At 35.2% G+C, this 20,583-nt stretch carries 13 protein-coding genes; 6 read left to right on the top strand and 7 right to left on the bottom strand.

The features are described 5' to 3' along the window. Nucleotides 1–5: 5 nt before the first annotated feature. The 4 genes from leuC (at nt 6) to ADIWIN_RS01165 (ending at nt 5,814) form a co-directional block, all read left to right on the top strand. Entirely contained in the window at nt 6–1,388 is a 1,383-nt protein-coding gene (gene leuC / locus ADIWIN_RS01180; protein WP_020895843.1) for a 3-isopropylmalate dehydratase large subunit, read from the top strand. 80 nt (nt 1,389–1,468) lie between these two features. Then, nucleotides 1,469–2,059: a 3-isopropylmalate dehydratase small subunit gene (gene leuD / locus ADIWIN_RS01175; protein WP_040756154.1), complete on the top strand. Its 591-nt coding sequence runs from the start codon at nt 1,469–1,471 to the stop codon at nt 2,057–2,059. Nucleotides 2,060–2,106: 47 nt separating this feature from the next. Then, the gene (leuB, locus tag ADIWIN_RS01170) at nt 2,107–3,225 is read left to right on the top strand and encodes a 3-isopropylmalate dehydrogenase (protein ID WP_020895841.1); all 1,119 of its coding nucleotides are present in this window, start codon (nt 2,107–2,109) and stop codon (nt 3,223–3,225) included. Nucleotides 3,226–3,234: 9 nt separating this feature from the next. Further along, nucleotides 3,235–5,814 carry a phosphoenolpyruvate carboxylase gene (locus ADIWIN_RS01165; RefSeq protein WP_040756152.1) on the top strand — a complete coding sequence of 860 codons (2,580 nt, stop codon included), beginning with the start codon at nt 3,235–3,237 and terminating at the stop codon, nt 5,812–5,814. Nucleotides 5,815–5,993: 179 nt separating this feature from the next. On the opposite strand, the gene ADIWIN_RS01160 is transcribed toward ADIWIN_RS01165, so the two are convergent. Next, on the bottom strand, nt 5,994–7,289 hold the full coding sequence (locus tag ADIWIN_RS01160; RefSeq protein WP_438874645.1) for an ammonium transporter: 1,296 nt from the start codon (nt 7,287–7,289) through the stop codon (nt 5,994–5,996). 31 nt (nt 7,290–7,320) lie between these two features. Then, entirely contained in the window at nt 7,321–8,352 is a 1,032-nt protein-coding gene (locus tag ADIWIN_RS01155; protein WP_020895838.1) for an outer membrane beta-barrel protein, read from the bottom strand. A gap of 440 nt (nt 8,353–8,792) precedes the next feature. On the opposite strand from ADIWIN_RS01155, the gene gltB reads away from it, so the two are divergent. Next, nucleotides 8,793–13,307, top strand: a complete 4,515-nt coding sequence (gltB, locus tag ADIWIN_RS01150; RefSeq protein WP_020895837.1) for a glutamate synthase large subunit — start codon at nt 8,793–8,795, stop codon at nt 13,305–13,307. Between the two features lie 92 nt (nt 13,308–13,399). Beyond that, nucleotides 13,400–14,863 carry a glutamate synthase subunit beta gene (locus ADIWIN_RS01145; protein ID WP_020895836.1) on the top strand — a complete coding sequence of 488 codons (1,464 nt, stop codon included), beginning with the start codon at nt 13,400–13,402 and terminating at the stop codon, nt 14,861–14,863. A 211-nt stretch (nt 14,864–15,074) separates the two neighbouring features. Here ADIWIN_RS01145 and argH read toward each other — a convergent pair whose 3' ends face one another. From argH to ADIWIN_RS01120, 5 genes are all read right to left on the bottom strand, one after another. After that, nucleotides 15,075–16,349 carry an argininosuccinate lyase gene (argH, locus tag ADIWIN_RS01140; RefSeq protein WP_020895835.1) on the bottom strand — a complete coding sequence of 425 codons (1,275 nt, stop codon included), beginning with the start codon at nt 16,347–16,349 and terminating at the stop codon, nt 15,075–15,077. Nucleotides 16,350–16,480: 131 nt separating this feature from the next. Further along, nucleotides 16,481–17,542 (bottom strand): M20 family metallo-hydrolase, encoded by a 1,062-nt coding sequence (locus tag ADIWIN_RS01135; protein WP_020895834.1) that lies wholly within the window; start codon nt 17,540–17,542, stop codon nt 16,481–16,483. Then, entirely contained in the window at nt 17,539–18,315 is a 777-nt protein-coding gene (gene argB / locus ADIWIN_RS01130; protein ID WP_020895833.1) for an acetylglutamate kinase, read from the bottom strand. Before argB ends, ADIWIN_RS01135 begins: the two co-directional genes overlap by 4 nt. Nucleotides 18,316–18,400: 85 nt before the next feature. Continuing rightward, on the bottom strand, nt 18,401–19,336 hold the full coding sequence (locus ADIWIN_RS01125) for a Rossmann-fold NAD(P)-binding domain-containing protein (protein WP_020895832.1): 936 nt from the start codon (nt 19,334–19,336) through the stop codon (nt 18,401–18,403). 49 nt (nt 19,337–19,385) lie between these two features. Next, a complete protein-coding gene (locus ADIWIN_RS01120; protein ID WP_020895831.1) occupies nt 19,386–20,519 on the bottom strand; it encodes an aspartate aminotransferase family protein in 1,134 nt (377 codons plus the stop codon). Between the last annotated feature and the right edge of the window lie 64 nt (nt 20,520–20,583).

Below are 20,583 nucleotides of genomic sequence, written 5' to 3'. Positions count from 1 at the left end.
GATAGATGAGTAAAACATTATTTGATAAAGTTTGGGATTCGCATGTGGTCAGTACAATAGAAAATGGGCCGCAAATACTATATATAGATAAACATTTAATACATGAAGTAACAAGTCCGCAGGCTTTTAATGAGTTAGAAGATCGTGGAATTCCTGTTTTCAGACCTGATCAAATTGTGGCTACTGCAGATCATAATACTCCGACGTTAAATCAAGATCAACCGATAAAAGATGTGTTGTCTAGAAATCAATTGGAGCAATTATCTGAAAATTGTAAAAAAAATAATATAACCCTATACGAATTAGGGCATAAATATAATGGTATTGTGCATGTAATGGCTCCAGAGTTAGGGGTGACACAACCAGGCTTAACCATGGTCTGCGGAGACAGTCACACTTCAACACATGGTGCGTTTGGGGCCATTGCTTTTGGTATCGGAACAAGTCAGGTGGCGCAAGTATTTGCAAGCCAATGTTTGTTGCTTACAAAACCAAAAAGTTTAAGAGTTACGGTAAATGGTAAGTTGAAAAATGGAGTTTTACCTAAAGATGTGATTCTGTATATCATTTCAAAATTAGGAACCAATTCTGGTACGGGCTATTTCTGTGAGTATGCAGGAAATGTGTTCGAAGACATGAGTATGGAAGGTCGAATGACCGTCTGTAACATGAGTATAGAAATGGGTGCAAGAGGAGGAATGATTGCTCCAGATGAAACGACTTTTGAATACGTAAAAGGCAGAGAATTCGCGCCAAAAGGTGAAGCGTTTGATAAGAAAGTGGCCTATTGGAAAACCTTGCCAACAGACAGCGATGCTAAATTTGATAAAGAATACAGCTTCGATGCAGAAGATATAGCGCCAATGATTACGTATGGAACGAATCCAGGAATGGGAATTAAAATTTCTGAAATGATTCCTGTGGATGAAAATCCATCGTTTAAAAAATCTTTAGCTTATATGAATTTTGAAGCTGGAGAAAGTTTAATTAATAAGCCCATCAATTTTGTGTTTATAGGGAGTTGTACCAATTCTAGAATTGAAGATTTTAGAGTGGCAGCAGATTATATTAAAGGAAAGAAAAAGGCTGAAAATGTTACAGCTTGGTTAGTGCCAGGAAGTAAGCAAGTGGAAACTCAAATAATAGAAGAAGGTCTAAAATCTATTTTCGTTGAAGCAGGTTTTGAGTTGCGTCAACCTGGTTGTTCAGCGTGTTTAGCGATGAATGACGATAAGATTCCTCAAGGAGAATATTGTGTATCAACCTCAAATAGAAATTTTGAAGGTCGACAAGGGCAAGGTTCAAGAACCATTTTAGCAAGTCCATTGGTAGCTGCAGCAACTGCTGTAGAAGGTAAAATTATAGATATTTCAAAGCAATTGAATTGATATTATCCTACAAGGTTTAAAAAAACTTGTAGGTATTTAAAATGAATTAAAAGAAGATACCCACTTTTGTGGACATTACTATGGAAAAGTTTACAACATTACAATCGAGAGCCATTCCATTAAATATTGAGAATGTAGATACGGATCAAATTATCCCGGCTCGTTTTTTAAAAGCGACGGATAGAGAAGGGTTTGGTAACAATGTGTTTAGGGATTGGCGGTATGACAAAGACGGAACAATTAATACGGATTTCACACTTAATGATTCAAGATATTCTGGAAGGATATTAGTAGCGGGAGATAATTTTGGTTGCGGATCGAGTAGAGAGCATGCGGCTTGGGCTATAACAGATTTTGGATTTAAAGTTGTGGTGTCTAGTTTTTTTGCAGATATATTTAAAGGAAATGCATTAAATAATGGATTGTTACCTGTGCAGGTTTCGCCAGCATTTTTAAGTGACTTAATGCAGAAAATTGTGTCCAATCCAGAGACAGAATTAGTGGTTGATCTCGAAAACCAAACCATTTCAGTAAAAGATTCAGAACTATCCGAAAATTTTGAAATTGATGCCTACAAAAAAACGTGCATGATCAATGGTTATGATGATATCGATTATCTGATTAATAATAAAGAACAAATTGAAGCTTTTGAAGCTCAAAAAATATACTAATAATTAAACGTAAGATTTTCGTTAATTCGGGAATTGATTTTTCTTCGATGAAATTAAACATAGCAATTTTACCAGGTGATGGTATTGGTCCAGAAGTTACAAATCAAGCTATAAAGGCTTTGAAAGCAATTGCTTCGGAATTTAATCATAATTTTAAATTTACAACGGCAGATGTTGGTGCCGTTGCCATAGATAAGCATAATGATGCTCTGCCAGAGAAAACATTAGAACTTTGTAAAAAAAGTGATGCCATCTTATTTGGAGCTATCGGTGATCCTAAATATGATAATGATCCTTCAGCAAAAGTACGTCCAGAACAAGGCTTACTTAAATTACGTAAAGAGTTGGGTTTGTATGCTAATATTAGACCTGTAAAAGCTTATAAAACATTATTGGATAAATCTCCTCTAAAGAAGCATATCATTCAGGGTACAGATATTTCTATTTATAGAGAATTGACTGGAGGTATTTATTTTGGTGAAAAACATACGTCGGAAGATGGTGATTATGCATCGGACTTATGTGGATATTCTCGTGAAGAAATAGAGCGCATTGCACATTTGGCATTTGTTGCCGCTGAAAATAGAAGTCATAAAGTAACCTTAGTAGATAAGGCTAACGTGCTAGAAACATCTCGACTTTGGAGACGCGTAGTGAAAGAAGTTGCGCAGCAATATCCTGATGTAACACTCGACTTTTTATTTGTAGATAATGCAGCGATGCAGATGATTTTAAATCCAAAACAGTTCGATGTTATTTTAACTGAAAATATGTTTGGTGATATTATTAGCGATGAAGCTAGTGTTATCGGTGGTTCTATTGGTTTATTAGCGTCAGCTTCAGTTGGAGATAAGTATGCGATGTTTGAGCCTATTCATGGTTCATATCCTCAAGCAGCTAATAAAGGGATTGCAAATCCGATTGCGTCAATTTTATCTGCTGCTATGTTGTTGAGTCATTTCGAGTTACATAATGAAGCCGAATTAATTAGGTTAGCTGTAGAAAAATCGTTAAAATTAAACATCACAACACCAGATATAAATTCGGTGGTAAATACGGTGACGACCTCTAATGTTGGTGACTTTATTGAAGATTTTATCTACAATCCAAAAGATACTAATCTCAATTTTAAGAATATCCACTTAGGGCAGTCAACAATAATATAATTTAAGATAATGCCCACACAACCAAAATTAACACGATTTAATCAAAACGTATTGTCTAAGTATCAGATATACAATAGTATATTTATGACGTTGCCTTTTGATACCATAACAAAAACAGGTGCTTTATTGCCCTTGTTTCACGAAACTTGTCAAAAGGGATTTACGCATCAAGAGGATCCAACGACAATTGTTGATTCGTTTTTCGAAAAGTATCAAGCCAGACGCTCTCCTGAAAGTCAAATTAATTTATTATTTCGATTTATTCAATATATAGAGAGACAGGTGGTATTGTTTGATGCTATTGAAGATGCTGCTTTTCCGGTTGTAAATAATATGGACGGTATTGGTACGTTGCGTAATTTGAAAGAAACCGTTACGGCGGAAAATAAATTAGAAACACTTCAAAAATATCTTGAAGAGTTTAAAGTACGTATTGTATTAACAGCGCATCCAACGCAATTTTATCCGGGTTCTGTTTTAGGAATTATAACCGATTTAACGGAAGCTATTCGTGAAAATGATTTATTGCGAATTAATGATTTATTAGCACAACTTGGTAAAACACCATTTTTTAAGCACGAAAAACCATCACCTTTTGATGAGGCAGTGAGTTTAATATGGTATTTAGAGAATGTGTTTTATAAATCTTTTGGAACGATTTACGATTATATTCAGCAAAATATTTATGATGGTAAACAGATTGAAAACGATATTATCAATATTGGTTTTTGGCCAGGAGGTGATAGAGATGGAAATCCTTTTGTAACGCCAGAGATTACATTAAAAGTTGCTGCTAGATTACGTCTCTCAGTTATAAAGAGCTACTATAGAAATGTAAGACAATTAAAACGAAAATTAACGTTTCAAGGTGTTGAAGATCGAATGGGTAATTTAGAGCGCGAGCTTTACAATATTATTACAAATGAGCCTTCTGATATAACGTTGCCTTATTTTGTTTCAGAATTAAAAGCAGTAAAGCAGGTAATTATTGAAAAGCATCAATCACTTTATTTAGATGAACTCAATAGTCTTATTAACAAAACACATTTGTTCGGATTTCATTTTGCGAATTTAGATATCAGACAAGATAGTCGTAAGCACGATCAGTTTTTCAATGATATGGTGGATGCACTCATAAAGAGTGGAAGTGAAATATTTCCTAAGAATTATCATGATTTATCGGAAAAGGAACAAGTGAATATTTTATCTAAGGTAAAAGGAGAAGTTGATTTAACTTTAATAAAAGATGAAGAAACTTTAAAAGCTTTAAATACAATGAAAGCTATAAAAACCATTCAGGAAACGAATGGTGAAAAGGCTGCTAATCGTTATATAATTAGTAATAATCAAACAACGTTAAACGTAATGCAATTGTTTGCGATGTTGAAGTTGGTGGCGTTTCATGATAAATTAACCGTAGATATTGGACCGCTTTTTGAAACGATTACAGATTTAGAAAATGCACCAGCAGTAATGGAAGAGTTGTATTCGAATCCAGAATATGCTAAGCACTTAAAATCTCGTGGTAATAAGCAAACTATTATGCTTGGTTTTAGTGATGGTACTAAAGATGGTGGTTATTTAATGGCTAACTGGGCAATTTATAAAGCGAAAGAAAATTTAACTAGAGTGTCTCGAGAACATGGTGTCAAAGTTATTTTCTTTGATGGTCGTGGTGGACCTCCTGCAAGAGGAGGGGGAAAAACGCATAATTTCTATGCATCTTTAGGACCAACGATTGAGGATGAAGAAGTGCAGTTAACCATACAAGGGCAAACGATAAGTTCTAATTTCGGAACCTTAGAATCTTCACAATATAATCTTGAGCAATTAATAAGTTCAGGTATTGGAAATAGTCTTAGTACTAAGGATTTGAGCATGTCTCAAGAAAATAGAGATGTAATGACGGATTTGGCTGGTAGAAGTTATGAGGCTTATGTGAATTTTAAAGCACATCCGAAGTTTATACCTTATTTGGAAAACATGAGTACGCTTAAATATTATGCGAAAACCAATATTGGAAGTCGTCCATCTAAACGTGGAAAATCTGAAGGCTTAGTTTTTGAAGACCTAAGAGCAATACCTTTTGTCGGTTCATGGAGTCAATTAAAGCAAAATGTACCTGGTTTTTTTGGAGTCGGAACGGCTTTAAAACATTATGAGGATACTAATGAATTTGAAAAAGTTCAGACCTTGTTTAAAACATCAGATTTCTTTAAAACTCTTATTGAAAATAGTATGATGTCTTTATCTAAATCGTTTTTTGGTTTAACTAGATATATGGCGGAAGATCCTGAATATGGTGAATTCTGGAATGTGATATATAAAGAATATGAAACCTCAAAACGTTTAATTTTAAAACTCACAGGTTATAAAGAATTAATGCAAGAAGAGCCATCAGGAAAGGCATCGATTGCAGTAAGAGAATCTATTGTGTTGCCGTTATTAACGATTCAACAATATGCTTTAAAGAAAATACAAGAGCTAGAAAAAGCTGAGGTACGAGATGAAGAGCAGATTAAAATCTTTGAGAAGATGGTAACGCGTTCTTTATTTGGTAATATTAACGCGAGTCGTAATTCAGCATAAAACAAAAAGTTTATAATATTATAAATCCTCAGAAATTTTAAACTTCTGAGGATTTTTTTTGTGTAATTATAAAACAGTATTAAAGCAAAAACCCTCGAAGGTTAGGCTTCGAAGGTTTTTATTCTAACAACTAAATTAATTATCAATTTAAACTTATATGAAAGAATGTTACAAGTTAATTATCTTTCTCTTTTTCCTGGGTAAGCAATTTCACCATGCTCAGAAAGGTCAAGTCCAACTAGTTCTTCTTCTTCACTAACACGAAGACCCATTGTAGATTTTAATATTTTTAGAATAATGAATGACAATCCAATAGACCAAGCGGCGTAAGCTACCACTCCAGTTGCCTGAGCGCCTAATTGAGTAAATCCTCCGCCATTAAATAGGCCTATTCCTGTTTCTCCATCAATTCCCCAAAGACCAATAACGATTGTTCCCCAAACTCCGGCAACACCGTGAACAGAGGCAGCGCCAATAGCATCATCAATTTTAAGTTTTTTCTCAATAAATTCTATAGAGAATACAACGATAATACCACCAATTAGTCCGGCTAAAATCGCACCTAATGTAGACATGTTTCCGCAGCCAGCAGTAATACTTACTAAACCAGCTAAAGCTCCGTTTAAAGTTTGTGGTAGATTTGGTTTTCCGTACCAGATCCATGTCGTTATTAGTGCGCCTAAACCACCGGCCGCTGCTGCTAAGTTTGTTATTAAAACAACATTAGACGCTGCGATAGAGTCTGCACCTCCCCAAGCAAGTTGAGAACCACCATTAAAACCAAACCATCCTAACCATAGGATAAAAACACCTAATGTTGCGAGTACTTGGTTATGTCCAGGTATAGACATTACTTTTCCATCTACAAATTTTCCTATTCTTGGGCCTACCATGTAAGCGGCAACTAAAGCAGCCCATCCGCCAACAGAGTGTACAATTGAAGATCCTGCAAAGTCAATAAATCCGAGTTCTGTTAACCAACCAGATCCTTGCCATTGCCATCCACCAGCAATTGGGTAGATTAATGCCGTCATCACTATAGAAAAAATAGCATAAGTAGAGTATTTTGTTCTACCTGCAATTGCTCCTGATACAATAGTTGCAGCTGTTGCAGCAAACATAGTTTGGAATAATAAATCAGCTCCTTCTCCTTGCATTAAGCCACTCCAGAAAAACCATCCGTTAGATGTGTCTCCGTACATTAAAGAGTAACCAACAAACCAATAGGTCAATGAACCGACACAGATGTCTAGTAAGTTCTTCATGGCGATATTGGCTGCGTTCTTGGAGCGCGTCATACCTGTTTCAACTAGCGTAAATCCAGCTTGCATAAAGAATACTAGAATTGCTGAAATCAACATCCAAAGCATTCCCATGTCGCTATTTATTGCTGCAACTGCGGCTTCGACTTCTGTAGGTTCAGCGGCATCTTGCACTGCTGCTAGAGTTGGGAGTATTGTTAAAAAATTATATATCATAATAGTAGAAATTAGTTAGTGTTGTGATTTAGAATGTGTAGATAGCGGCTAAAGTAAAAGCACTTAGACTACTAGCTGCTAAGCCATCATTGTCAATAACATTACCGTATATACCTCCATCGGCATCAGTTAAAGAATCTAATCTAAACTCTGGCTTAATTATTAAGTTACTATCTACGGTATAGCTACCTGTTAATGTAACTCCAAATACACTTGGGTAGTCAAAATCATCAACTTCACCATGTAAAGCAAAATACTCGCCTCTTAAGCCAATGCTAAAATCTTCAGATGTAGCATATTGTGGATATAAAGCAGCACCATAAAAACCACTTCCATCATTATCATTGTAGGCTGCGTTGATTCCTAAGAAAAAGGCATCAGAAACATCAAAGCCACCTGTGTAATCAACTTCAAAACCTAATCCGCCGTTGTTTCCACTGTCATAATAAAAATTTAAGAATTGACCAGAATAGCCTAATTGCGCTCCAAATGAATATTCGCCAGTTGTAGATGTATCATTAGTGTCCCAAGGATTCATAACGGCTAGCATTAAACTAAAATCATCAGATAAAGCAAAATCTGCTTTTAAGCCCATGTGAGAGAAAGGACCGCTAGAGAATAGGTAAGATGTGCTATAGTTAAAGTTTGCTGCTGGAGCAATTACTTCGTAACCTAAAAATGTATTAAAACGTCCCATTGTTAAGGTTGTCTTTTCTGAAACATTCCAGTAAACATATGCTTGGTTTACAATACCATCAACAATGTCAGTATTAAATGTAGCGGCACCACCTCTTGGTCCTGTAACTAAATCTAAAACGGCACCTACTTTGCCACTTTCATAGCTGGCAATTATATTACCCATACCAAAGGCGAAACCTGATTTATCTGCGAAAGCTGTACCGAATGTTGCGCCAGCATCATCAGGGGCAGATATGTAGGTTTGGTAATAGGCGTCAACGCTACCGCTAATAGTAAAGGATTTTTTTTCCTCAGTTTCCTCTTCTTGAGCAAATAAACCAAATGCAATAAAGAACATTGAAAGCGTAAGTAATTTTTTCATAATAATATATTTAATAATAGTTAGTTCGAGTCAAATCTATATAATCTTTATTTACACCCTATAAAAAAATGGGGTTAAAATGTAATTTTTATGAATATTCAATTTTATACCCTATAAAATTTAGGGTTAAAATTAAATCAAGTGATTTTTTTATTATATCGATAATTAGAATTTTCATAAATTGAGTAAAAACCCGTAATGTTTAAATTATATTTAGTTCTATATCCTTGTTTTAGACGTTTTCGCAATAAAGTGTGATTTTTGTTGAATATTTATAATTGTTTATTCATCATTATATCCCGTTATTATTGCAATATTTTCATTCTGAATGCGCTTAACTATCGATATGGGAAAAGTGTTTCAACTATTTTTTAAATCAATTTTTTGAATATATATTAGAGGAGTAATAAGGTGTAAAAACCTTGAAATTTTATTGAAATATGTTTAAGAAACAAGGGCTCTATTTACCAGAATTTGAACACGAAAATTGTGGTGCAGGATTCATCTGTAATCTAAAAGGAGAAAAGACAAATCAAATTATACATGACGCCTTAGAAATACTGGTAAAATTAGAGCATCGCGGAGGTGTAAGTGCTGATGGAAAAACAGGTGATGGAGCAGGTCTTTTAATAGATATTCCTCATGCTTATTTTAAACGCGTTTGTGGGTTTAAAGTTCCTGTAAAAGGGAAATATGCTGTAGGTATGGTTTTCTTGCCAAAAAACAGAAATCAATATAAATTTTGTAAAGATACTTTCGAAAAAGAAATCATTGCTCAAGGTCTTACTGTTATAGGATGGAGAGAAGTGCCTGTAGATTCTACACAATTAGGTGAAATAGCTTTAGCATCAGAACCAAATATTGAGCAGCTTTTTGTTGGGAAATCGAATGAAGTTTCTGAAGCTGATTTTAAAGCAAAACTATATGCAGCGCGTAAGATAACGGAACATACGGTTCGGAAATCTAAAATGTCTCAAAGCGCTTATTTTTACGTCTCTAGTTTGTCAATGAATACATTGATATATAAAGGTATTATTATGCCTGAAGATATTGGGCCGTATTATAAAGATTTACAAGAATCAGATTTAGTAACGCGTTTAGCATTAGTGCATCAACGTTTTTCAACCAATACGATGCCGACATGGGAATTGGCGCAGCCATTCCGTTTTATGTGTCAAAATGGTGAGATCAATACATTGCGTGGTAATGTGAGCCGAATGCGTGTTCGAGAAGAAATTATGAAAAGTGAAGTCTTCGGTCCGCAAATAGATAAATTGTTTCCAATCATTTTACCAGGAAAATCAGATTCAGCGTCTATGGATATGGTTGTTGAACTATTAACGCATACGGGACGTTCATTGCCAGAAGTCATGATGATGATGATTCCTGAAGCTTGGGAAAAACACGCTACAATGTCGCCAGAACGAAAAGCATTCTACGATTATAATGCTTGTATTATGGAGCCATGGGATGGACCTGCTTCTGTACCATTTACAGATGGAAATTATATTGGAGCACTATTAGATAGAAATGGTTTAAGACCATCGAGATATACAGTTACAAAAAGTGGTAAATTAATTATGTCTTCTGAAATTGGAGTTGTTGATATTGCTCCTGAAGATGTAGAAAGTCATGGCCGTTTAGAGCCAGGAAAAATGTTCTTGGTGGACATGAACCAAGGTCGAATTATTAATGACGAAGAAATAAAAAGTAAAATTGTTAAAGAAAGACCATATCAAGAATGGTTAGATAAAACGAGATTACATTTAAAAGACATTCCTTATACAGGAGAAACATGTCCAATTGAAACTTTAGATATCAAAACAAGACAGCGTTTATTTAATTATACGTTCGAGGATATTCAAGAAGTTATTACACCAATGGCTATAAATTCTAAGGAAGCTTTAGGTTCTATGGGAACTGACACACCTTTAGCCGTTTTGTCAAACAAACCACAGATCATTTCTAACTATTTTAAGCAATTATTTGCTCAGGTTACCAATCCACCTTTAGATGGAATTAGAGAAGAAATTGTAACTGATATTAGCTTGTCATTAGGTAAGGATAGAAATATTTTCAGTATTACAGAACGCCAATGTAGAAAATTAAAAATTCAGAATCCTGTAATCTCAAATGATGATTTAGATAAAATCCGACATATTAATGTTGAAGGCTTTAAAGCTGAAACCATAGAAATGTTGTACCAGAAAGATAAAGGTCTTAATGGATTGGAGGATGCTTTAGACAATGTAATTATTCAAATTGAAAAAGCATTATTAAGAAAAACAAATATTATCATTCTATCTGATAGAGGTGTAAGTAAAGCTATGGCGCCAATTCCGTCGTTATTAGCGTGTTCTTATGTAAACCATCAGATGAATCGTTTACGTAAGCGTTCTTATTTTGATATTATTATTGAATCTGCAGAACCACGTGAGCCACATCATTTTGCAACTTTATTTGGATATGGTGCAAGTGCTGTAAATCCTTATATGGTAAATGAAATCATCAGAGCGCAAGTAAAAGAAGGCTTCATTACGGGAATGGATGAGCAAAAAGCAGTGGATAACTTCAACAAAGCTATTGGAAAAGGTATTTTAAAAGTGATGAACAAAATAGGGATCTCTACATTACATTCTTACAGAGGTTCTCAGATATTTGAAATCGTTGGTTTCAACTCTCAATTTGTTGAAAAATATTTTCCATATACAGCTTCGCGAATTGAAGGTATAGGCTTGTATGAAATCGAAAAAGAAATTGATAAGCGCTACAAGTATGCGTATCCAAATACAGAAGTTGATAAGCGTTTAGGACTCAATATTGGAGGTGATTACCGTTGGAGACGTAATGGAGAGAAGCATTTGTTTAACCCTACAACGGTAGCAAAATTGCAACAAGCAGTTCGATTAAGTGATCAGGCTAGTTATGATGTTTATGCAAAAACAATTAATGAACAGTCCGAAAATTTAATGACCATTCGTGGCTTGTTTGAATTTAATAATATCGACCCAATTCCTATTGAAGAAGTAGAGCCTTGGACAGATATCGTAAAACGATTTAAAACAGGAGCCATGTCTTATGGGTCAATTTCTCGTGAAGCTCATGAAAATTTAGCGATTGCCATGAATAGAATTGGAGGAAAATCTAATTCAGGTGAAGGAGGAGAAGACCGCAGACGTTTTCAACCCGATGTAAATGGAGATAGCAGAAATTCTGCGATAAAGCAAGTTGCTTCGGGTCGTTTTGGAGTTACTTCTCACTATTTAACGAATGCGAAAGAGATTCAAATAAAAATGGCTCAGGGAGCAAAACCTGGAGAAGGTGGTCAGTTGCCTGGTGAAAAAGTATTACCATGGATTGCTGCAGCTCGAAACTCAACACCATTTGTAGGTTTAATTTCTCCACCACCACATCACGATATATATTCAATTGAAGATTTAGCACAATTAATTTACGATTTAAAAAATGCAAATCGCGAAGCTAGAATTAACGTAAAACTTGTTTCAGAAGTTGGGGTAGGAACAATTGCTGCAGGAGTCGCCAAAGCAAAAGCAGATGTTGTGTTAATTGCGGGTTACGATGGAGGTACAGGAGCATCCCCTTTAACATCATTAAAACATGCGGGCTTACCTTGGGAACTTGGTTTAGCCGAAGCACAACAAACCTTAGTGCTTAATAATTTAAGAAGTCGAATTGTTGTTGAATGCGATGGACAATTAAAAACGGGTAGAGATGTTGCAATTGCAGCCTTATTAGGTGCGGAAGAATTCGGATTTGCAACGGCGCCATTAGTGGCTTCAGGTTGTATTATGATGCGAAAATGTCATTTAAATACCTGTCCTGTTGGAATCGCAACTCAAGACAAAACCTTGCGTAAAAACTTTAAAGGCACGCCAGAACATGTCATTAATTTCTTCTATTATATCGCTGAAGAATTAAGAGCGATTATGGCCGAATTAGGATTTAGATCTATGGCTGAAATGATTGGTCAGACACATAAAATAAACGCCAATAAAGCAATTACGCATTATAAAGCTAAAGGCTTGGATTTATCTTCAATTTTATACCGACCAGAAGCTTACAGTAAAATGACAGTTAAGAATACTGAAAAGCAAGATCATAATCTAGATAACGTTTTAGATTTTACGATTCTTAAAGATTCGCATCGTGCTTTATATAGAAAAGAACAGATGACTTTGTCTTATCCAATTAAAAATACAAATCGTACGGTTGGAGCTATTGTGAGTAACGAAATTTCAAAAATATATGGTCATTTAGGCTTGCCAGAAGATACGTTGAATATCAATTTTGAAGGCTCAGCCGGACAGAGTTTTGGTGCCTTTGGAGCGCACGGGTTGACCTTCAAATTAGAAGGAAATACCAATGATTATTTAGGGAAGGGTTTGTCTGGAGCTAAACTAATTGTTAAGAAGCCAACAAAAGCAGATTTCAAAGCAGAAGATAATATCATTATTGGTAATGTTTGTTTGTTTGGAGCTGTGGAAGGGCAAGCGTATATCAACGGAATTGCAGGTGAACGTTTTGCTGTCAGAAACTCTGGAGCAATAGCAGTTGTAGAAGGTGTTGGTGATCATTGTTGTGAATATATGACGGGTGGAAAAGTAATTGTTCTTGGTAAAACAGGACGAAATTTTGCTGCCGGAATGAGTGGTGGTATTGCTTATGTTTATGATCCTGAAAACAAATTTGTAAATGGATTATGTAATACAGAAACCATAGAATTTGAAAAGATTCTTAAAAAAGATGCGCTTGATTTAAAAGCAATAATTGAAAATCATGTAAAATTTACAGATAGTAAAAGAGGTGCTGAATTATTAGCAGATTGGGAGACGAGTTTAAACAATTTTGTTCGGGTGATGCCAACGGAATACAAACGTGCTTTAAAGCGTTTAGAGACAGAGGAACAAATGTTTGAGGAATTAGAAATAGCGTAATTCCAAATCCAATTAGTTGGAGAAAAAAATAAACTTATAGTAGAATTAAAATTAGAAAGTCAGGGTGAGATTCCTGCTTTCGCAGGAATAAAATGGGAAAAGTAACAGGTTTTAAAGAGTTCGAAAGAAAAGATGAGTCCTACAAGCCAGTAAAGGATCGTGTAAAGCATTATAATGAATTTACGGTGCCTTTAAAGGATAAAGATATGGCCGAACAAGGGTCGCGTTGTATGGATTGTGGAATTCCGTTTTGCCATAGTGGTTGTCCTCTGGGTAATTTAATTCCAGATTTTAATCATATGGTACACCAAGGCGAATGGCAAAAAGCATCTTGGATATTACACTCAACTAATAACTTCCCAGAGTTTACAGGACGTTTATGTCCTGCACCTTGCGAACAAGCTTGTGTCTTAGGTATTATTGAAGATCCAGTTTCTATAGAAAATATTGAAAAAAATATTGTAGAACGTGCCTTTAAAGAAGGTTGGATTAAACCGCAGCCACCTAAAACGAGAACCGGAAAAACAATTGCCATTGTCGGTTCTGGTCCTGCAGGTTTAGCAGCTGCTCAACAATTAAATAGAGCAGGGCATTTAGTAACCGTGTTTGAGCGCGATGATGCTGTTGGTGGATTACTACGTTACGGTATTCCAAATTTTAAAATGGAAAAAGGCATCATAGATCGTCGTTTAGCCATATTAGAAGTGGAAGGTATTGTCTTTAAAACTAACGTAAACGTTGGAGTTAATTACGATGTAAAAGATTTAAAAAAGTTTGACGCTGTAGTACTTTGTGGTGGTGCAACGGAAAGAAGAAGTTTACCGACACCTGGCATTGAAGCAGATGGAGTGGTTCAAGCTATGGATTTTTTAACCCAACAAACCAAAGTTGTTTTTGGTCAGAAAATTGAAGACCAAATATTAGCGACGGGCAAAAATGTCATTGTTATTGGTGGTGGAGATACAGGATCGGATTGTATTGGAACATCAAACCGTCAAGGTGCAAAATCAGTTGTTAATTTTGAAATTATGCCAAAACCACCAGGACATCGTTCGCCTGCAACACCTTGGCCATATTGGCCGTTGCAATTAAAAACGTCATCGTCTCATAAAGAAGGTGTGGAACGTAATTGGTTAATTAATACTAAAGAGTTTGTTACGAATGCTAAAGGTAAGTTAACAGCCCTAAAAACTGTAAATGTAGAATGGGAAATGGTGCCAGGAGAGCGTCCTAAATTAGTTGAGGTTGCTGGTACTGAAAAAACTTGGAAATGTGATTTAGCATTATTAGCTTTAGGTTTTACTGGGCCAGAATCTACAATCGCAGATAAATTGGGATTAGATAGAGATGTGCGTTCTAATTATAAAGCAAGCTATGGGCAATATCAAACTAATATTCCCAACGTATTTACAGCAGGTGATATGCGCAGAGGTCAGTCATTGATTGTTTGGGCAATTTCAGAAGGTAGAGAAGCGGCTAGACAAGTTGATATTTACTTAATGGGTAAATCCGATCTAGCGACCAAAAATGAAGATGGCGATTTAGTAGGATTATAATTTAATAATACTTCTGCTGCTATAAATTCTAGGGTAGTCTTTTACTAGAGTAGAAACTTAAAAGCATCTGTTTTACAGATGCTTTTTTTATTTTTCGTGATAAAGATTCAAAACATTTATTACTAACACGCCCTAAAGGCCCCTCAAGGGGACAATCCTCAAAATAAACTTTAGTACTAGTGTCCCCTTGAGGGGACTTTAGGGGTGTTATTTACTTTGGAAACTTCTCTCTAATATCATCCAAACACAAATTATGAATACTTCCTATATGAGAGTGTTCTTTTCCTAAATCTGGTTTATAAGTTCCAGCTTGTACTTCACTTCCAATTTTTTGATACGCTTCTCTAAAGCTCATACCTTCAACCACTAAATTATTAATGCTATCTACTGTAAATAAGTATTGGTATTTCTCATCAGTTAGGTCAATATCCTTCACGATGATTTGTTGAATCGAATAATTAAAGATGTCTAGAATATCTTTTACATCTTCAAAAGCATTGATGATATTTTCTTTCAACAATTGAAAATCTCTGTGGTAACCACTTGGTAAATTATTGGTAATTAATAACATTTCAGAATGTAAGGCCTGAATTTTATTACACTTACCTCGAATCAATTCAAATACATCAGGATTCTTTTTGTGTGGCATGATGCTACTTCCTGTGGTTAATTCATCTGGAAACGTCACAAAGCCAAAATTCTGACTCATATACAAACAAATATCCATGGCAAAACGCGCCATTGTATTACATAAACCGCCTAAAGCACTGGCGATAGCACGTTCACTTTTCCCTCTACTTAACTGCGCGGCAACCACGTTATATTTTAAGGTTGAAAAGCCTAATTCTTTAGTGGTAATGTCTCTATCAATAGGAAAAGAGCTTCCGTAACCAGCAGCTGAACCTAATGGGTTTTGGTCTGCGATTTTAGATACTGCATTTAAAACGTATACATCATCAATCAACAATTCAGCATAGGCAGAAAACCATAAACCAAAAGATGATGGCATGGCGACTTGCAAATGTGTGTAACCTGGTAAAAGTTGTTTTTTATGAGTATCGGCTAAACCTAAAAGCGTATCAAAAAATGTTTTTGTTTTAGAATTTATAATTTCAAGATTCTCTTTATAGTAGAGTTGAAGGGCTACTAAAACTTGATCATTTCTAGAACGTGCTGTGTGGATTTTCTTTCCGACGTCGCCTAAGGTTTTTGTGAGTTCGTGTTCAATTTTAGAATGGACATCTTCAAACGAGTCTTCAATAATAAACGTGCCATCTTCAATAGATTCCGCTAAAATTTTTAATCCTGATTTCAATTGTTCTAACTCTTCCGAAGTTATTATTCCGATAGATTCTAACATCACAGCATGTGCTCGCGACGCTTCTACATCATATTTTGCAATATGCATATCGATTTCTCTATCGTTTCCGACGGTAAATAATTCTATTTTTTTATCTATTGAAAATCCTTTGTCCCAAAGTTTCATACTTATAAATTTTACTTATTAAAATTTAGAGTCAAGATGCAAGACCGCTGCGCTTCTAGAACATAGACTTCTTACTCATATGAATGAGCTATTGGTCTTGATTCTTGTCTCTTGATTCTATTATCTTTTTATTACAATACTTTCTCTAATAATTTAATATACAAATCAACACCTTCTTCAATTTCAGCCAAATAAATAAATTCATCTGCTGTGTGCGAACGTGTGCTATCTCCTGGTCCTAATTTCAGTGAAGGGCAAGTTAAAACCGATTGGTCAGATAATGTTGGCGAACCATAAGTTTCTCTACCTAATTCAATTCCTGCCTCAACCAATTCGTGATTAATAGGAATTGAAGACGAATTCAATCGTAAACTCCGCGCTTTAATACTTGTGCATGGTGACTTTCTAATTAAAATTTCTTCAATTTGTTGATTCGTGTATTTGTCATTCACACGGACATCGATGACTAAATCAACTTCAGCAGGAACCGCGTTGTGTTGTTTCCCAGCATTAATTTGAGTAACGGTCATTTTTACATCACCTAAAACGGGTGAGTTTCGTGCAAACTGATAATCTTTAAACCATTTTAAAACCTCAATAGTATTGTAAATTGAATTATCCTTATTTGGATGTGCGGCATGGCCAGCTGTACCTTTTACTTTGGCATCAAAAACGACTAAACCTTTTTCGGCAATAGCTAAATTCATTAAAGTAGGTTCACCAACAATGGCGACATCAATTTTTGGAATGATGCTTAACATGCTATTGAGTCCGTTTGGGCCACTACTTTCTTCTTCAGCAGAAGCGACGATAACTAAATTATAGTTAAGGTCTTTTTTGTCGTAGAAATAAGTGAATGTTGCAATTAAAGACACTAAGCAACCACCAGCATCATTACTTCCTAAGCCATATAATTTTCCGTCTTCTTCAATGGCTTTAAGCGGGTCTTTGGTATAGCCGTTATTAGGTTTTACGGTATCGTGATGCGAATTTAATAAGAGTGTTGGTTTGCTGTCATCAAAGTGTTTGTTGGTAGACCAAATGTTATGATGATCTCTTTTAAAAGGAATCTTGTGTGACTTAAACCAATCTTCTATAAGCAACGCTGTGTTGTCTTCTTCTGACGAAAATGATTCTGTTTCTATAAGTTGCTTTAGTAAAGCAATGGCTTGTGTGGTTAGTTTTTCAATCATTGGGTTATAGTTGTGTGTCTATTGTTGTTATTGAAAAGCATGTCTGATTTTCCAATACAAACTTTTTGAACGTTTTGATTTATGGCATGAAAACAGTTATCTAATTTAGGTAACATGCCTTCAAATATGATTTTGTTTTCTTTTAATGTTTTGTAGCTTTCTGTATTGATGTTTTCAATTACAGAATCGTCATTATTTACATCTTCTAAAACACCACTTTTTTCGAAACAATAATAAAGCTCTGTGTTGTAAATCGAAGCAAAGCCAATGGCTAATTCTGAAGCAATGGTATCTGCATTTGTGTTTAATAATTGACCGTTTTTGTCGTGTGTAATAGCGCAAAAGACAGGTGTAATATTGTTTTTTAAAAGTATTTCTAAGGTTTCAGTGTTCACTTGTTTTACATCGCCAGCAAATCCATAATCAATCGGTTTTGTTGGACGTTTCTCTGAAACAATCGTGTTACCGTCTGCACCAGAAAACCCAATAGCGTTACAGGTGTTGGCTTGCAACTGCGCAACGATATTCTTATTGATTTTCCCTGCATAAACCATGGTGATAATATCTAAAGTATCCGCATCTGTAATACGTCTACCTTCATTCATTTGCACAGGAATATTCATTTGGGTCGCTAATTTAGTAGCTAATTTCCCTCCTCCATGCACTAAAATTTTAGGGCCTTTTAGAGCTGCAAAATCTGTAATGAACGCTGCTAGTGCATCGTCATTATCGATGATATTTCCACCTATTTTTATGACTTTTAGTATTTTCATCTTGTTGTTTTTGTCATTCTGAACATAGTGAAGAATCTTAAACTAAGAGATTCTTCACTCTGTTCAGAATGACATTCGCTTACTTTTATAAATCCTCCAAAATCTGCTTCAGCACAATTTGTGCCGCATACGTTCTATTATTCGCTTGCTTAATCACCACCGATTGGTCGCTATCTAAAACGGCGTCTTCAACCACAACATTTCGTCTTACAGGTAAACAATGCATAAATTTGGCGCCACCTAATTTGGCTTTCGTCATCATCCAATTCTCATCTTGGTTCAAGACTTTACCGTAGTCTTTATAGTTACTCCAGTTTTTTACATAAACAAAATCGGCATCTTTTAAAGCCTCTTCTTGGTTGTGATTTATAGGCGTATCTTTTGTGATGGCTTCACTTAATTCATAACCTTCAGGATGCGTTATTGTGAAATCAACTTCTAAATCTTGCATCATTTCTACAAACGAATTCGCAACCGCTTGTGGTAATGCTTTGGGATGTGGAGCCCAAGATAATACGACTTTAGGCTTTGCTTTTTCGGTTAATTCAGAAATGGTAATGGCATCTGCTAACGCTTGTAAAGGATGTGCTGTAGCGCTTTCCATATTTACTATGGGAACAGTCGCGTATTTTTTAAAGTTATTGAGAATATATTCTGATTCATCCTTCGCTTTGTCTTGCAACGTTGGAAATGCTCTTACAGCAATGATATCGGCATATTGCGAAATAACTTGTGCGGCTTCTTTAATATGTTCAGATGAATTGCCGTTCATAATGGAACCATCTTCGAATTCAATATTCCATGCGTCATTGACGTTTAATATCATAACGTCCATTCCTAAATTTTTTGCCGCTTTTTCGGTGCTTAATCGTGTTCTTAAACTCGAATTAAAAAAGAGCATGACTAGAGTTTTATGTTTCCCTAAATCTTGAAATTCAAAAGGGTTCATCTTTAATAAGATGGCTTCCTTTATGGTTTGTGACAAGTTGGGTAAATCTTTTATTTTGGTGTAATTCTTCATCTCTGTGCCCACGAAAGTGGGTAACTTTTTAATTAAACTTAATTTAAACCTACAAGGTTTTTAAAACCTTGCAGGTTGCTTCAAAAAAGATGTCAATATGTTTTTTCTGAATCGTTAAAGGTGGAAGAATTCTTATCAAATTAGGATTTGTAGCACTTCCAGTAAAAATATGATGATCGAAAATCAGCTTTTTTCTCAATTCTGAAATCGGAAAATCAAATTCTAATCCTATCATTAAACCACGACCTTTAATTGATTTTAAGTTTGGTAATTCTTTTGCTTTTTCTTGAAAATAATCAGCAATATCTTTAGCATTTTGCATCAGCTTTTCGTCTTCTAAAACATCTAAAACAGAAAGCGTTGCTGCACAAGCTAAGTGATTGCCACCAAACGTGGTACCTAGTAAACCAAAAGAGGCTTTAATTGAAGGGTGTATTAAAATCCCTCCAACCGGAAAACCATTCCCCATGCCTTTGGCAATAGAAATAATATCTGGTGTAATATTGTGTTTTTGAAATGCAAAAAAGTCGCCAGTTCTACCAAATCCTGATTGTACCTCGTCGGCAATTAATGCGGTGTTGTAGTGCTTACAAAGTGTTTCAAGACCTTGATAGAATTCTGTTGTGCTTTGGTCTAAACCGCCAACACCTTGGATGAATTCTACGATGACTGCGCAAGTGTCGTTTTGTTTTAAAATGGCTTCAACAGCATCTAAATCTCCCAATTCTACAAAGTCAACCTGTTGTTGTGCATTTATAGGTGCTACAATTTTTGGGTTGTCGGTTGCAGCAACTGCAGCAGAAGTTCTGCCGTGAAACGAGTTTTTAAAAGCTAAAACTTTCTTTTTACCATTATGGAATGATGCTAATTTTAAAGCATTTTCATTCGCTTCTGCTCCAGAGTTACATAAAAATAATTGGTAATCTTTACAACCAGAAAGCGTTTCCAATTTATCGGCTAATTCTACTTGTAATGGATTTTGAATTGCATTACTGTAAAACCCTAATTTTTCAACTTGATTTGTAATTGCTGATACATATTTTGGATGCGAATGTCCAATAGAAATCACAGCATGGCCTCCATAAAGATCTAAGTATTCAACATTTTTATCATCATAAACGTAAACATCTTTGGCGCTTACGGGAGTGATGTCGAATAATGGGTATACATTAAATAAACTCATGTTATTTTTTTTATCCTGCAAGGTTTCAAAAACCTTGTAGGTATAGTTTGTTATTTTTATACTT

Origin of the sequence: Winogradskyella psychrotolerans RS-3, assembly GCF_000427335.1 — a bacterium.
Taxonomy (GTDB): Bacteria; Bacteroidota; Bacteroidia; order Flavobacteriales; family Flavobacteriaceae; genus Winogradskyella; species Winogradskyella psychrotolerans.
The sequence above is the reverse complement of the archived record's forward strand: the minus strand, read 5'-3'. Positions and strand labels throughout refer to the sequence as shown.